Raw genomic sequence first — 13966 nt, 5'->3', positions numbered from 1 at the left:
GGAGTTGAGCCAGGCCGGCCGGTGCAGTTGAGGCGGGGTGGGCGCGCGGCCTCAGCGGCGGTCGATTTTGGGCGGCAGGCCGTTGATGACGTTGCGCACCGGGCGGCCCTCCACTGCGGCCTTCACGTTGTCCTGGATGACGATCGCGCTGTTGACCTGCGCCTGCGAGGTGGCCCAGGCGGCGTGCGGGGACAGGAGGACGTTCTCGTGCGTGCGCAGGGGGTTGTCGAGCTCCGGAGGCTCGATTTCGAACACATCGAGCGCCGCCGCGGCGAGGTGGCCCGAATCGAGAGCGGCGACGACGCTGTCCTCGGGGACGATCCCCGCGCGCGCGACGTTGATGAGCAGCGCCCGGGGCGGAAGCAGGGCGAGCTTGGCGTCGTCCAGCAGGTTCCGCGTCTCGTCCGTCAGGGGCAGGGCGATTACCAGGATGTCGGAGTGCGCCAGGAGGTCGTCCAGTTCACGGTACGTGGCGGGCGCTTCCGGACGCCGACGGCGCGTCCAGTACGAGACGGGGCAGCCGAGCGCAGAGAACAGCCGTGCCGCTTCCGCGCCGATCGCTCCGTAGCCGACGATCCCGACACGCTGGGTGTGCAGCTCGCGTCCCCCGCGCACGAGCGCCTCCATCTGAGGCCAGCCGCCCGAGCGGACGGCGCGGTCCGCCCATACGAGGCCGCGGCAGAGCGCGAACGCCGCTCCGACGGCCCACTCCGCTACTGCGCGCGTGTTGACCCCGGCGGTGTTGGCCACGGGGACGCCCGCGTCCGTGAGCGCGTCCAGATCGACGTTGTCGGAACCCACCTGCGGCAACTGCACGAACGCGAGCCGGGAAGCCGCCCTTACGGTTTCCGCGTCCAGGGGCAGAGCACCGGAGAAGTCGGAGACGACCACGTCGGCGTCGGCGATCGCGGCGTGCACTCCCGCGCGGTCGCGCGAGGACGGGAACGAGACTCGTACCGCTTCCCCCAATGGCGCGAACAGCCCCCGGACGATGCCTTCGTCCAGTGGCGCCAGCGCCAGCACGTTCCACGGTTTCGTCGTCATTCCGTCCTCGCCATCCCTTCCGCCCATGCCCGGCCGCGTGCGCACGAGGATCCGCTGCCGGGACGGACGCCGCCAGAACTCCCGGCTCAGCAGCAGAAGCCGCATGTGGACGGCCGATTCCGGTCAGACGGCCGTCCTGCCCGCAGCAGATCGGGCGCTTGCCTCGTGCGTGCGCACGTCGGCATCGCCGATGGGCAGCCGCGTTGGACAGACCGCTCCATGCGGGCCGTCGCGCCAGGGTGGGGACGCGCGACGATCCGAAGCGGCCTACGGATCTCGGTGTGCGGGGGCCACCTTAATTGCCGTCTCCCAGGAGGTGAAGCCCCTCGTCCGGGGTCACGGCCGCGCGAACCGTGCGATCGTGCTGCTCCTTGGGGATGTTGTCCAGCAACTCGCCTTCGTACAGAAGTGCCACCGTGAGGACGGCCGGGCTCACGCGCGCGAGGGCGCGGTCATAGGAACCGCCGCCTCTGCCAAGGCGGACGCCCGTCCGGTCTACGGCCAGGGCCGGTGCGACAACCACATCCGCACTCGCGATGGCCTCCACGCCGCGTCCGGGCTCGCTGGGCTCCAGCAAGCCGAACGGGCCGGAAACGAGCGAATCGGGACCTTCGTAGGAGGCCCAGTCGAGATCGCCGTCCGGAAGCAGCCGGGGGATCAGCACATAGGTGCCGCGCTTCCACAAAGCGAAGAGCAGCCCATGCGTCTCCGGCTCGGTGCCTATGGAGACGTACGCCGCGACCGTTCCGGCCATCTCCACCTCGGGCATGCCTAGCAGGGTGTCCCGAAGGGAACGTCCCGCCGCCGAACGGACGTCGGCGGACAGTTCCGCGCGGTTGGCCAGAAGTTCAGCCCGCAGGGCGGGTTTGGAGCCGATGTCGTGCACGCTCTGGTCCTTCACGGTGACTAGGGTCTCTACATGGCCGACTTCGCACCTGTACGCAAGGCCGTCGTTCCGGCGGCAGGGCTCGGGACCCGATTCTTGCCCGCCACCAAGGCGACTCCCAAGGAAATGCTCCCCATCGTCGACAAACCTGCGATCCAGTACGTCGTCGAGGAAGCGGTGGACGCGGGACTCACCGACGTGCTGATGGTCACCGGACGCAGCAAGCGTTCCATCGAGGACCACTTCGATCGCGCGTACGAGCTGGAGGAGGCGCTGAACGCCAAGGGCGACGACGAGCGCCTCGCCGCGATCCGCGAGTCCGCCGACCTCGCGATCATGCACTACGTCCGGCAGGGCGAGCCGCGCGGCCTCGGCCACGCGGTGTTCTGCGCGCGCCAGCACGTCGGGACCGAGCCGTTCGCGGTGCTGCTCGGCGACGACATGATCGATGCCCGGGACCCGCTGCTCAAGCGCATGATCGAGGTGCGCAACCGGTACGGCGGCAGCGTCGTGGCGCTGATGGAGGTCGAGCCCGACCAGGTCTCCGCCTACGGCTGCGCCGCGATCGAGGCGACCGGCGAGGACGACGTCGTGCGGATCACCGACCTGGTCGAGAAGCCCGCGCGCGACGAGGCGCCGAGCAACTGGATCATCATCGGCCGCTACGTCTGCGACCCCGCGGTCTTCGACGTGCTGGAGAAGACCCCGCCTGGGCGCGGGGGGGAGATCCAGCTCACCGACGCGCTGCGCACCCTCGCCGACATGCCCGCCGACCAGGGCGGAGGCGTCTACGGCGTCAAGTTCCGGGGCCGCCGCTACGACACCGGCAACAAGCTGGAGTACCTCCGGACCGTCGTGCAGTTCGCCTCGGAGCGCGAGGACCTGTCCGCCGAGTTCATGGCGTGGCTGCGCGACTTCGTGCGCGCGCACGATGGGGCCGACGCCGCGAAGGACGCCTGACCACCCGCCTGGAGGACGGACCATGAGGACGGTCGAAGAGCACCTGGCGGGGATCCTGAACGCCGTGCCGGTGCTCCCGCCGCTAGACCTGGCGCTACTGGAAGCGGGCGGCGGAGTTCTCGCGGAGGACGTCGCTTCACCAATGCCACTGCCGCCGTTCGACAACTCGGCGATGGACGGTTACGCGGTCGTGGCGTCCGACATCGCGCGCGCGTCCAAGGACACGCCGGTGACGCTGCCCGTCGTCGGCGACATCCTGGCCGGCGACGACGGCATCGCCGCGATCCGTGCGGGACTCAGCGCGCGCATCATGACGGGCGCTCCGCTCCCCGCGGGCGCGGATGCGGTCGTCCCGGTCGAGTGGACCGACGGCGGTAGCACGTCCGTCCGCATCCATCGCTCCGCGCCGTCCGGGAACTACATCAGGCGCGCGGGGGAGGACGTCCTCGAAGGGCAGGTCGTGGCGCCTGCCGGTACACGGCTGGGTGCTGCACAGCTCGGCATGATGGCCGCTGTAGGAAAGTCCCGTGTTGTGGTCCGGCCTCGTCCGCGCGTGGTCGTCCTGTCCACAGGGAACGAGTTGCGGGAACCGGGTTCGCCCCTCGCGCCGGGCCAGATCTGGGACTCCAACAGCTTCATGCTCACCGCCGCCGTCATCGAGGCGGGCGGCGTCGGCTACCGGCAGACCACGGTCGGGGACGAACCCGACAAGGTGCTGGAGACGCTTGAGGACCAGCTCATGCGCGCGGACGCGATCGTCACGTCCGGCGGAGTGTCCATGGGCACCAGGGACGTGGTGAAGGAAGTCCTGACCGGCACCGGAACCGTGGAGTTCCACAAGGTCGCCATGCGGCCGGGTAAGCCGCAGGGCTTCGGCCTACTGCGCGGCACCCCGATTTTCACGCTGCCGGGTAATCCGGTTAGCGCCTACGTGTCGTTCCAGGTGTTCGTCCGGCCCGCCCTACGCGCGATGCAGGGGCTGCCTCCCGAACCGCTGCCGACCGTCTCGGCCGTCCTGGACGGTGACCTGAAGTCGCCCGCGGGTATCCGGCACTACCTGCGCGCGCGGTTGAGCTACGGACCTGCGGGATACGCGGTGTCACCTGCCGAAGGGCAGGGTTCGCACCAGCTGGGTTCGCTGGCCTCGGCTAACGCGCTGATCGTCCTGCCTGAAGCCGTCGAAAGCGCGTCCGCGGGGTCCCACGTCGAGGTGATGAGGTTGCCGTCATGAGCATGGGTTCGGAATTCGCCGGATTCTCCCATCTGAACGATGCGGGCGCGGCTCGCATGGTGGACGTCTCGGCCAAGTCCGTCACGATGCGCACCGCGACGGCGACCGGCTTCGTCCGGCTGTCTCCCGAGTGCGTGGCCGCCCTGCGCGTGGGCGAGGTGCCCAAGGGGGACGCCCTGTCCGTCGCGCGGATCGCGGGCATCATGGGCGCGAAGCGTACGCCGGACCTCGTGCCCCTGTGCCATCCCATCGCTCTCCACGGCGTCGAGGTGGAACTCGCCGTCGAGGACGGCGGCGTGGCCATCGAGGCGGTCGTCCGGACGGCCGACCGTACGGGCGTCGAGATGGAGGCGCTCACGTCGGTCTCCGTTGCGGCGCTGTCGCTGATCGACATGGTGAAGGCCATCGACCCCGCCGCCGTCATCACGGACGTCCGCGTGGAGGAGAAAACCGGGGGCAAAACCGGCCTCTGGCAACGCAAGTCTTCAAACGCGCGCTGACGGGTTCGGCTTGGTAGGCAGAGGAGGAATCCAGTGATTCGCGCGTTGGCGGTGACCGTTTCGAACCGCGCTTCTGCAGGCGTGTACGAGGACAGGTCCGGGCCGGTGCTGGTTTCGCTGCTCGCCGAAGCCGGGTGCGAGGTGGACGGTCCGCGCGTGGTCCCGGATGGCGAGCCCGTCGAGGAGGCTCTGCGGGCCGCCGTGTCCGAGGGCTACGACGTCGTGGTGACCACAGGCGGAACGGGGCTTACTCCTACGGACCGGACGCCCGAGATGACGCGGCGCGTCCTGGAACGCGAGATTCCGGGCATCGCCGAGGCCGTCCGGGCCGTCAGCCGCGACACCGTCCCGGCGTCGATCCTGTCCCGCGGGCTGGCGGGGACCGCCGGGCGGACCTTGATCGTCAACCTGCCCGGGTCCACCGGCGGCGTCCGGGACGGGATGGCCGTGCTGGCCCCGGTGCTGGCCCATGCCGTCGACCAGATCGCCGGTGGAGACCATCCTCGCCCCGCTTGACCTGCGGGGATGTGAGTTATCCACAGATCGGCCGCGAGCTTTCGGAAGCAGGGAGGGCTTCCTAGGCTCGTGGACATGGCTGCGAGAGAGAGTTCACGAGACCGCCGTCAGGGCGGAACATGCCGGTGTGAGCCGGATGAGCGACGCGTACTTCGACGCGGTGACCGAACTGCTGCGAACCGTCCGCGATGCCGAACGCGAACGGATCGACGAGGCCGCCGATGCGACGGCCTCGGCACTCGCCTCCGGGCGGCGGCTGTTCGCGTTCGGCAGCTCGCACTCGGCACTCCCGGTCCAGGACATCGTCTACCGCGCCGGTGGCCTGATGCTGGTCAACCCGCTGCCGGCCCCGGGCCTCTCCGGGGTCGAGACCCGACCGGCCACGCTGGGCACGGCGCTCGAACGCCTACCGGGTTACGCCGCGGCACTCCTGGACGCTTCGCCGGTCCAGGAGGGCGACGTCCTGATCGTGGTCTCGGTCTCCGGACGCAACGCGCTCCCGGTCGAGCTGGCCTCGCTCGCCGCCGCACGAGGGCTGGTCGTTGTCGCGGTCACCTCGCGCGCCTATGGAACGCGCTTGGCCGAAGTGGCGCACATCGTCCTGGACAACCACGTGCCGATCGGCGACGCGATCCTCACCGACCCGTCCGTCTCCGAGCCCTTCTGCGCGACGTCCGGCGTGGTCGTCACGGCGCTGCTCCAAGCCCTGACCGCCGCCGTCATCGAACGCCTGGCGGCACGCGGCCTCGCTCCACCCGTCTTCCGCTCCGTCAACCTCCCCGGAGGCGCCGACCGCAACAAACAGCAACTCCGCGCCAACGCCGACCGCATCTTCTACCTCTAACCCCCAACCACCCACCCCCGAACGCGACGCATTTGGCCAGCACCAGCTGCCCAACCGACACCAGCACGGCCTGCCGACCTGCCGACGGCACCACGACCAGCCCGCCCGAAGCCGCCACCCCACCCAACTCGCTGCAAGCCACCCCACCCAACCCCCACCGACTGCCCACCTACGCGTCCGCCGCCGCCCTGCGTCCCGCTCACGCCTCCGCCGCCAGACTGCCGCCCGCCCGCGCGTCCGCCGCCAGGCTGCTGCCTGCCTGTGCGTCCGCCGTCGGCCTGCAATCCGTCCGTGCGTCGCTGCCCACCCTGCCGCTCGGCTGTGCGTGCCCCATCGGGCTGCCGTTCGCTCGGGTGCCCGTCGTCGGCTGGCAACGCGTTCGTGTGGCGCTTCCGAGCCTGCGGCTTGGCTGTGCGTGTGCCGTCGGGTTGCCGTTCGCTCGGGTGCTCGTGGTTGGGTTGCAGCGCGTCCGTGTGGCGCTTCCGAGCCTGCGGCTTGCCTGGGCGTGTGCCGTCGGGTTGCCGTTCGCTCGGGTGCCCGTCGTCGGCTGGCAACGCGTCCGTGCGTCGCTCCCGACCCAGCGGCTCGCCTGTGCGTGTGGCATGGGGTTGCCGTTCGCTCGGGTGCCCGTCGTCGGCTGGCAACGCGTCCGTGCGTCGCTCCCGACCCAGCGGCTCGCCTGTGCGTGTGCCATCGGGCTGCCGTTCGCTCGGGCGCCTGTGGTTGGGTTGCAGCGCGTCCGTGTGGCGCTCCCCAGCCTGCCGCTCGCCCGCGCGTTTGGTGGTGGGGTGCTGCTCGCCTGTGCGTCTGGTGCCGGGCTGATGCTCGGCTGTGCGCCTGCCGCTTGGCTGCGGCTCGTCCGCGCGATTGACGTTGGGCTGCAGCTCGCTTGCGCCTCTGTGGTCGGCGTGCTGTTCGTGCGCGCGTCGCTCCCCGGCCTCCTGGTTGTTGGCTCGGGTGATGTCGGAGTGGGGAACTGCGGGGTGGATTGGGCTGGGTGGCGTGGGGTGCGATGTATGGCGCTCTGGTGGGTGCTTCGAAACGTCCGAGGGGATGTGGGGCGTGGGCGCTCAAGCACCCAGGGGTGGGGGATCCGGACGTGCGCGGGGGTGTGGGCCGGGGCGGGTTAGGCGCGGATGACCACCACGCCTGCTTCGGTGAAGGCGGCGGCGTCCTCGTCGCTGAGGGTCTCGTCGGTGACGAGGGTGTCGACGGTCACGGTGTCGCAGATGCGGGCGAAGTCCCGGCGGCCGACCTTTGAGCCGTCCGCGACGACCACGACCTGGTCGGCGCGGTCGGCGAGGAGGCGGTTGACGGCGGCCTCGTCCTCGTTCGGGCAGGTCGCGCCGTGCTCGGCGGTGATGCCGGTCACGCCCAGGATGGCGATGTCCAGGGTGACGTGGTCGAAGATGCCGGCGGCCAGCGGTCCGGTCAGCTCGTAGGACTGGGGGCGCGGCACGCCGCCGGTGAGGACGATCTTCACGTGCGGGCGGACGGCCAGTTCGCTGGCGATGTTGAGGGCGTTCGTCACGATGGTGAGGGCCGGCCGGCCGCCGCCCGGATCCGGGCGGGTGGCGAGCACGCGCGCGACCTCGGTGGTCGTGGTCCCGCCGTTCAGGCCGATGATCGCGCCCATGGGGACGATCCCGGCCGTCGCGGCGGCGATGCGCTGCTTCTCGGACGCGTGCCGGGCGGTCTTGTACCGCAGCGGCAGGTCGTAGCTGACGCTGTTGGCGACGGCGCCGCCGCGGGTCCGGGTCAGCATCTGCTGCTGGGCGAGTTCGTCGAAGTCGCGCCGGATCGTCGCGGCGGACACCGCCATGCGCGCGGCGGCCTCCTCCACGCTCAGCTGCCCGGCGTCGGCGAGCAGTTCCAGCAGCGCGTTCAAGCGTTCGTGACGGGTCACGGAGGGGAGTCTAGCCGTGCGCGGCCTTGTTTCTTTGTGTCTGTTTGAGATAAGAAACGAGCATTAATGAGCATCGAGGGAAGGTCACCATGACGGGGAACCACACCGAGAGCGAGATCGGCTCGCAGCCGGACCTGTGGCGGCGGGCCGCCCGCGACGGGGCGGGCGGCGTCGGCGCCGTGCTGCCGCGTCCGGGCGAACGGGTCGCCGTGGTGGGCTGCGGAACGTCCTGGTTCATCGCCCAGTCCTACGCCGCTTTGCGCGAGGCCGCCGGTCTCGGCGAGACCGACGCCTTCGCCGCCTCGGAGTTCCCGTTCGGGCGGCGCTACGACCGGGTGCTGGCGCTCAGCCGCTCCGGAACCACGACCGAGGTCCTGGAACTGCTCGACCGCACGGACCTCCCGAGCGTCGCGATCACCGCCGACCCGTCCACCCCGGTGATGACGGCGGCGGACGAGGTGATCGTGCTCGACTACGCGGACGAGCAGTCGGTCGTGCAGACCCGGTTCGCGACGAGCCAGCTCGTCCTCCTGCGCGCGCACCTGGGGGAGGACCTCAGCGGTGCGATCGCCGACGCGGAGCGCGCTCTCGCCGAGCCGCTCCCCGAGGCGGCGCTGACAGCCGAGCAGTTCACCTTCCTCGGCCGCGGCTGGACCGTCGGGCTCGCGCACGAGGCCGCGTTGAAGATGCGCGAGGCCGCCACGGCGTGGACCGAGTCCTACCCGGCGATGGAGTACCGGCACGGCCCCATCGCGATCACCGGCCCCGGCCGGGTCGCCTGGATGTTCGGCGAACCACCGGCCGGCCTGGCCGAGCAGGTCGCCGGGGTCGGCGGCACGATGATCGTCAGCCCGCTGGACCCGCTCGCCGACCTCGTCCGCGTCCACCGCCTCGCCCTGCACCTCGCCCGGCAGGCCGGCCACGACCCGGACACCCCCCGCAACCTCACCCGCTCCGTCATCCTCGGCTGATGCCCCCCGCACCCCCGTCCTCCCCGTCCTCCCGGAGGACCGAGCCCCCGGCCGCTCCGGAGCCCGCCGCTGCGTCGGGGCCCCCAACCGCGCCGGAGCCTCGTCCCGCGTCGGGTGCTCCAGTGGTGCCGGAGCGCTCCAAAGCGGCGCAGTCTTCAGCTAATGCAGAGTCCCCGTTTGGAGCCGAGTCCGTAGTTGCGCTGCAGTCTCGTTCGGCGTCGGAGTTGCTGGCTGCGCCGGAGCCTTCGGCCCTGTCGGGGGCGGCGGTTGGTACGCCATCCGTGACTGGGCTGGAGTCTCGTTCTGCGGCAGGGGCCTTGGGCGCGGCCCAGTTTTCAGCTGCGGCGGAGTCTCGGTCCGCGTCGGTGCCCCCAGCTGTGCCGGGGGTGCCGGGTGAGGCGGGGTCCGGGAGCGGACTGGAGCCTCAATCCGCGTCGGAGAGGCCGACTGGGTCGGAGACTCTGATTGGGGTGGGGGCTGCGGCTGAGGTGGAGTCTTTGTCCGTGTCGGGTTCTGCGTCCGCGCTGACGCCTGCGGCGGGGGCGTTGGTGCTGGTTAATGCTCGGCTTGTGTTGCCGGACGGGGTTGTGCACGGCTGGCTTCGGGTCGAGGGCGGGCGGATTGTGGCGCTTGGGGCGGGGGCGCCGCCGTCGTCTTGGGGCAGCTCTATGCGTTCCGGCGACTTGGCTGATGTTGCTTTGCCAGCTCGGGGTGGCTTTGGTGCGGGGGAGCTGGTTCGGGGCGAGGACGCGGCGGGGGTGCTTGCTGGGGGCGTGCGGGAGGTTGTTGAGAATCTGGGTGGGCGGTATGTCGTGCCTGGGTTTGTCGACATGCACGTCCATGGGGGAGCGGGGGCTTCGTACCAGTCGGGGCGGGCGGATGAGGCTCGGCGGGTCGCCGAGTACCACTTGGGGCACGGGACGACCACGACCGTCGCGAGCCTGGTGACGGGATCGCCGGACGCTTTGGCGGCCGGGGTCGCCGGGCTTGCGGAGGTCGCCGACGAAGGGCTCATCGCCGGAATCCACCTGGAAGGGCCTTACCTGGCGTCGAGCCGGTGTGGGGCGCATGATCCGGCGTTGCTGCGGGCGCCCGATCGGGAGGAGTTCGGGCGGCTGGTGGCGGTGGGGCGTGGTCATGTCCGCATGATCACGCTGGCGCCGGAGCTGCCCGGGGCGGTCGAGCTGATCCGGGATGCCGTCCAGGCAGGTGTTGTTGCGGCAGTCGGACACACGGACGCGTCGGGGGCCTGCGTCAGGGAGGCGTTCGACGCGGGTGCGCGTGTGGCGACGCATCTGTTCAACGGGATGCGGCCGCTGCATCACCGGGAAGGCGGGCCCGTTGCGGCGGCGCTCGGAGACGCGCGGGTGACCGTCGAGCTGATCAATGACGGGGTGCACGTGGAGCCGGAGGTGGTCCGGCTCGTGTTCGCCGCGGCGCCGGGACGGGTCGCGCTGATCACGGATGCGATGGCCGCCGCCGGGATAGGGGACGGCACTTATCACCTCGGAGTGATGACCGCCACCGTCTCCGAGGGACGGGCGATGCTCGCGGACGGGTCGTCCATCGCGGGCAGCACGATCACCATGGCGGACGCGTTCCGGCGGGCGATCGAGGTCGTCGGGGTCGCGGTCGAGGACGCGTCGTGCGCCGCTTCGCTGGCTCCGGCGCGGTCGCTGGGGCTTGATCGGGAGATCGGGTCCCTGGAGGTCGGGAAGCGTGCTGACCTGGTCGTTCTTGGTGACGGGTGGGCCGTCGAGCGAGTGATGAAGGACGGGTGGTGGCAATGATCCTCACCGTCACGCTGAATGCGGCGCTGGACGTCACGTACGAGGTCGGAGCGCTGGAGCAGGGCGGCTCGCATCGTGTCCGGACCGTCCGGGAGCGGGCGGGAGGCAAGGGGATCAACGTGGCGCGCGTCGCCGGTGCTCTGGGATGCGAGGTCGTCGCGACCGGGCTGCTCGGTGGGGTGGTCGGTGACCTCATTCGGGACGATCTGGACGCGGCGGGGCTTGCCCATGACTTCCTGCCCATCTCCGGGCCGTCCCGCCGGACGCTCACCATCGTCGAGACCGAAACCGGCGAGGCGACCGTCCTGAACGAGGCCGGGCCCCAGGTCCGGCCGGAGGAGTGGCGGGCGTTCCTCGATCATTTCCGCGCGCTTGCCGAGTCCGCGTCGGTCGTCGTGTTGTCGGGGAGCCTCCCGCCTGGGCTGCCGGCGGACGCGTACGCCGAGCTCGTGCGGCTAGCGCCCGGAAAGGTCGTCCTCGATGCGGACGGCGGGGCGCTGACGCGCGGCGTCGCCGGCCGGCCCGACGTGATCAAACCCAACGCCGAGGAACTGCTTCGAGCGACAGCAGGTGCGGGCACGGACGTTCAGCCGGGGCATCCGGACGTGGGTGGTGGGCGCGACATCGCGAAGCCGTCCGAGGACGAGCCCGCTTCGACGAGAGGCTCGCTCTCCGCAGATCAGCCGGAGGGTGCCTCCGGGGGTGGGCCGGAGGGGCTTTCCGTGAGAGGTGCTTCCAGGGGGGCGCAGTCCGGAGGTGAGGGTGGAGTTGCGCCCGCAGGAGGGGCGGTCGCCGGAGGTGAGCCGGAAGGCGGGTCCGCGGGAGGGGCGGGTTCCGAAGGCGACTCCATGCGGGGGGCTGTTTCCGGGGGTGTGCTGGGAGGTGGTTTGGCTGGGCGGGAGTGGTTCGGTGAGGTGGTTGGACGGGCTGACTCTTTGCGGGCGTCCGGGGCAGGGGCTGTTCTGGTCTCCCTCGGAGCGGACGGGATGCTCGCCGTTACCGCCGATGGGGTCTGGCGAGCCGTCCCGCCAAGGGCCGTCGCAGGGAACCCCACCGGGGCGGGCGACGCGGCCGTTGCCGCCACCGCGCGTGCCCTCTTGCTCGGACGTCCCTGGGATGCGTTGCTGAGAGACGCCGTCGCGCTGTCCGCCGCGGCGGTCGCCGCTCCGGTCGCGGGGGACTTCGACCCCGATCTGTATGTCCGCCTACTCCCCGAAATCATGATCGAAGGACTTCCATGCCCCTCGTAGGAACCGGCGAGATCGTCGCGAAGGCCGCGTCCGAGCGGCTCGGCGTCGGTGCGTTCAACGTCATCCATCTGGAGCACGCCACCGCGATCGCGCGCGGAGCGGAGGCCGCGGGCGCGCCCGTGATCCTCCAGATCAGCGAGAACTGCGTGCGCTACCACGGCGAACTGGAACCGATCCTCGCCGGGACGCTCGCGGTCGCGCGCGCGGCCGGCGTGCCCGTCGCCGTCCATCTCGATCACGCGACGTCCACCGATCTCGTGCGCGAGGCGGTGCGGCTCGGCGTCGGATCGGTGATGTTCGACGCGTCCACCCTGCCGTACGAGGAGAACGTCGCTGAGACCGCGGCGATCGCCGCCTGGTGCCATGAGCAGGGCGTATGGGTGGAGGCGGAGCTCGGCGAGGTCGGCGGCAAGGACGGCGTGCACGCGCCGGGCGTTCGCACGAAGCCGTCCGAGGCCGTTGCCTACACGGCCGCGACCGGCGTGGATGCGCTGGCCGTCGCGGTGGGGAGCTCGCACGCGATGCTCACGCGGGACGCGGTTCTCGATCTCGACCTGATCGCGGAGCTGCGGGCCGCGGTGCCGGTGCCGCTGGTGCTGCACGGATCGTCCGGCGTGCCGGACGCGACCCTCACCGCCGCCGTCGAGCGCGGAATGACGAAGATCAATATCGCGACGCAGCTCAACAAGGTCTACACGAGCGAGTTGCGCCGGGTGCTGGCTGAGAATCCCGACATGGTCGACCCCCGCAAGTACGCGTCCCCCGCCCGAACCGCCGTCGCCGCCGAAATCACCCGCCTTCTCCACGTCCTCCACATCACCTGATCCAAGTCCGTCCGCCAGGCCCCGGCCGGTCCTGCCGGGCCCGGCCGGGGCGGCCGTATTCACTGTCCTGCGGGATCGAATTGTTCACGCCTGGGTGTCTTCGGTGCTTGTGGCTGGGGTCGCCTGCGCTCAGGGCGGTCCGGGTCAGGGGCGTGTGCGTTCGGGGCCGTTCGCGGCTGGGGGCGAGGAGAGCCGGGACGTCCGGGGGCGGTTGCTTCGGTTCCTGGGGCGCGGGGTGATGTGGGTCTGTAGGGCGCGTGTCAGGAGGCGGGCGGGGTGGTCGCCCTGCTCTAGAGGGGGTGCGGTGTCGTGGGAGCGCGGGGGCTCGGAGGGGGTGGTGGGGGTGGATCGGTGGGTGGGAGGAGTTGTCGGGGACAATTGATGGCGTCCGGGCCGCCGTCCGGGGAATCATGGGAGCCGTGGAACGGATGCGTGGGTGGCCGGTCACCTTGAGCGAGGGCCCGGTCGGGCTGCGTCCGCTGCGGCATCGCGACGCGGCGGTGTGGCGTGACCTGCGGGTTCGTAACGCCGACTGGCTGCGGCCGTGGGAGCCGACCAATCCGGAGACGCCGCTGTTCCGGACGGGGCTGGGGCCGTACGTGAGCATGGTGCACACCATGCGGCGCGAGGCGCGGCAGGGGCTGGCGCTGCCGTGGGTGGTCACCTATGACGGGAACTTCGCCGGGCAGCTCACCATTGGCGCGATCGTGTGGGGTTCGGCCCGTTCCGCGCAGATCGGTTACTGGGTGGACAAGGCGGTCGCCGGCCGGGGCGTCATTCCGACGGCCGTGGCGCTGGCCGTCGACCACTGTTTCTTCACCGTCGGCCTGCACCGGGTGGAGGCCAATATCCGGCCGGAGAACACCGCGAGCCGGAGGGTCGTGGAAAAGCTCGGATTCCGGGAAGAGGGAATTCGGCGTCGCCAACTTCACATCGACGGCGCGTGGCGCGACCACATCTGCTACGCGCTGACCGTCGAGGACGTCCCGGGCGGCCTGCGGTCCAGGTGGCTCGCGAGCACCAGGCAGGCCTTTCCGCGATCTCCCTCGTGACCCTGACCGGCACGGAGACTTTCGGGAACCCCCGTCCCGTAAGAATCCTCCGGAAGAGAAGGCTTGGCAAACAGAGAGTAACCGCGGGATCGATCTCGCGACACACCGCCCCTAATACTCGTCAATCTCTGACACCGGCTCGTACCGTGCGGGGCGTGACCCTGTTCCCAATGCACGTGCGCGGGCCGAAAG

The 13966-nt window shown here is 70.9% G+C and carries 13 protein-coding genes; 10 read left to right on the top strand and 3 right to left on the bottom strand.

The features are described from left to right. Positions 1-51 precede the first annotated feature (51 nt). Positions 52-1044, bottom strand: coding sequence for a 2-hydroxyacid dehydrogenase (locus FHU30_RS11290; protein ID WP_253874724.1), 993 nt, complete (start codon positions 1042-1044; stop codon positions 52-54). Positions 1045-1339: 295 nt separating this feature from the next. After that, positions 1340-1945 carry a 5-formyltetrahydrofolate cyclo-ligase gene (locus tag FHU30_RS11285; protein WP_253874723.1) on the bottom strand — a complete coding sequence of 202 codons (606 nt, stop codon included), beginning with the start codon at positions 1943-1945 and terminating at the stop codon, positions 1340-1342. A gap of 18 nt (positions 1946-1963) precedes the next feature. On the opposite strand from FHU30_RS11285, the gene galU reads away from it, so the two are divergent. The 5 genes from galU (at position 1964) to FHU30_RS11260 (ending at position 5981) form a co-directional block, all read left to right on the top strand. Continuing rightward, positions 1964-2890: a UTP--glucose-1-phosphate uridylyltransferase GalU gene (galU, locus tag FHU30_RS11280; RefSeq protein WP_253874722.1), complete on the top strand. Its 927-nt coding sequence runs from the start codon at positions 1964-1966 to the stop codon at positions 2888-2890. A 22-nt stretch (positions 2891-2912) separates the two neighbouring features. After that, the gene (gene glp, locus FHU30_RS11275; RefSeq protein WP_253874720.1) at positions 2913-4121 is read left to right on the top strand and encodes a molybdotransferase-like divisome protein Glp; all 1209 of its coding nucleotides are present in this window, start codon (positions 2913-2915) and stop codon (positions 4119-4121) included. 2 nt (positions 4122-4123) lie between these two features. Next, positions 4124-4621 carry a cyclic pyranopterin monophosphate synthase MoaC gene (gene moaC, locus FHU30_RS11270; protein WP_372503873.1) on the top strand — a complete coding sequence of 166 codons (498 nt, stop codon included), beginning with the start codon at positions 4124-4126 and terminating at the stop codon, positions 4619-4621. Positions 4622-4654: 33 nt separating this feature from the next. Further along, positions 4655-5137 carry a MogA/MoaB family molybdenum cofactor biosynthesis protein gene (locus FHU30_RS11265; RefSeq protein ID WP_253874716.1) on the top strand — a complete coding sequence of 161 codons (483 nt, stop codon included), beginning with the start codon at positions 4655-4657 and terminating at the stop codon, positions 5135-5137. Between the two features lie 136 nt (positions 5138-5273). Continuing rightward, positions 5274-5981 (top strand): SIS domain-containing protein, encoded by a 708-nt coding sequence (locus tag FHU30_RS11260; protein ID WP_253875318.1) that lies wholly within the window; start codon positions 5274-5276, stop codon positions 5979-5981. Between the two features lie 1126 nt (positions 5982-7107). On the opposite strand, the gene FHU30_RS11255 is transcribed toward FHU30_RS11260, so the two are convergent. Next, a complete protein-coding gene (locus FHU30_RS11255; protein ID WP_253874714.1) occupies positions 7108-7887 on the bottom strand; it encodes a DeoR/GlpR family DNA-binding transcription regulator in 780 nt (259 codons plus the stop codon). A gap of 89 nt (positions 7888-7976) precedes the next feature. On the opposite strand from FHU30_RS11255, the gene FHU30_RS11250 reads away from it, so the two are divergent. The 5 genes from FHU30_RS11250 to FHU30_RS11230 all read left to right on the top strand — a co-directional run bounded on the left by FHU30_RS11250 (position 7977) and on the right by FHU30_RS11230 (position 13774). Continuing rightward, positions 7977-8858 (top strand): SIS domain-containing protein, encoded by an 882-nt coding sequence (locus FHU30_RS11250; RefSeq protein WP_253874712.1) that lies wholly within the window; start codon positions 7977-7979, stop codon positions 8856-8858. Then, positions 8858-10648, top strand: coding sequence for an N-acetylglucosamine-6-phosphate deacetylase (gene nagA / locus FHU30_RS47005; protein WP_308211266.1), 1791 nt, complete (start codon positions 8858-8860; stop codon positions 10646-10648). Before FHU30_RS11250 ends, nagA begins: the two co-directional genes overlap by 1 nt. Next, entirely contained in the window at positions 10645-11898 is a 1254-nt protein-coding gene (locus FHU30_RS11240) for a 1-phosphofructokinase family hexose kinase (RefSeq protein ID WP_253874708.1), read from the top strand. The genes nagA and FHU30_RS11240 overlap by 4 nt, the downstream gene beginning before the upstream one ends. Continuing rightward, the gene (locus FHU30_RS11235) at positions 11886-12722 is read left to right on the top strand and encodes a class II fructose-bisphosphate aldolase (RefSeq protein WP_253874706.1); all 837 of its coding nucleotides are present in this window, start codon (positions 11886-11888) and stop codon (positions 12720-12722) included. The genes FHU30_RS11240 and FHU30_RS11235 overlap by 13 nt, the downstream gene beginning before the upstream one ends. A gap of 428 nt (positions 12723-13150) precedes the next feature. Further along, positions 13151-13774, top strand: coding sequence for a GNAT family N-acetyltransferase (locus FHU30_RS11230; protein ID WP_253875317.1), 624 nt, complete (start codon positions 13151-13153; stop codon positions 13772-13774). Positions 13775-13966 lie beyond the last annotated feature (192 nt).

Source organism: Actinomadura rupiterrae, assembly GCF_024172125.1.
Classification (GTDB): Bacteria; Actinomycetota; Actinomycetes; order Streptosporangiales; family Streptosporangiaceae; genus Spirillospora; species Spirillospora rupiterrae.
This window is presented reverse-complemented; position numbering and strand designations above follow the sequence as displayed.

Bases quoted from the DNA above. Each gene is read 5' to 3' on its own strand.
- FHU30_RS11240 (WP_253874708.1), top strand. From the start codon at position 10,645: ATGATCCTCACCGTCACGCTGAATGCGGCGCTGGACGTCACGTACGAG.
- FHU30_RS11290 (WP_253874724.1), bottom strand. From the start codon at position 1,044: ATGACGACGAAACCGTGGAACGTGCTGGCGCTGGCGCCACTGGACGAA.
- FHU30_RS11260 (WP_253875318.1), top strand. From the start codon at position 5,274: ATGAGCGACGCGTACTTCGACGCGGTGACCGAACTGCTGCGAACCGTC.
- FHU30_RS11250 (WP_253874712.1), top strand. From the start codon at position 7,977: ATGACGGGGAACCACACCGAGAGCGAGATCGGCTCGCAGCCGGACCTG.
- glp (WP_253874720.1), top strand. From the start codon at position 2,913: ATGAGGACGGTCGAAGAGCACCTGGCGGGGATCCTGAACGCCGTGCCG.
- nagA (WP_308211266.1), top strand. From the start codon at position 8,858: ATGCCCCCCGCACCCCCGTCCTCCCCGTCCTCCCGGAGGACCGAGCCC.
- FHU30_RS11235 (WP_253874706.1), top strand. From the start codon at position 11,886: ATGCCCCTCGTAGGAACCGGCGAGATCGTCGCGAAGGCCGCGTCCGAG.
- FHU30_RS11230 (WP_253875317.1), top strand. From the start codon at position 13,151: ATGCGTGGGTGGCCGGTCACCTTGAGCGAGGGCCCGGTCGGGCTGCGT.
- moaC (WP_372503873.1), top strand. From the start codon at position 4,124: ATGGGTTCGGAATTCGCCGGATTCTCCCATCTGAACGATGCGGGCGCG.
- galU (WP_253874722.1), top strand. From the start codon at position 1,964: ATGGCCGACTTCGCACCTGTACGCAAGGCCGTCGTTCCGGCGGCAGGG.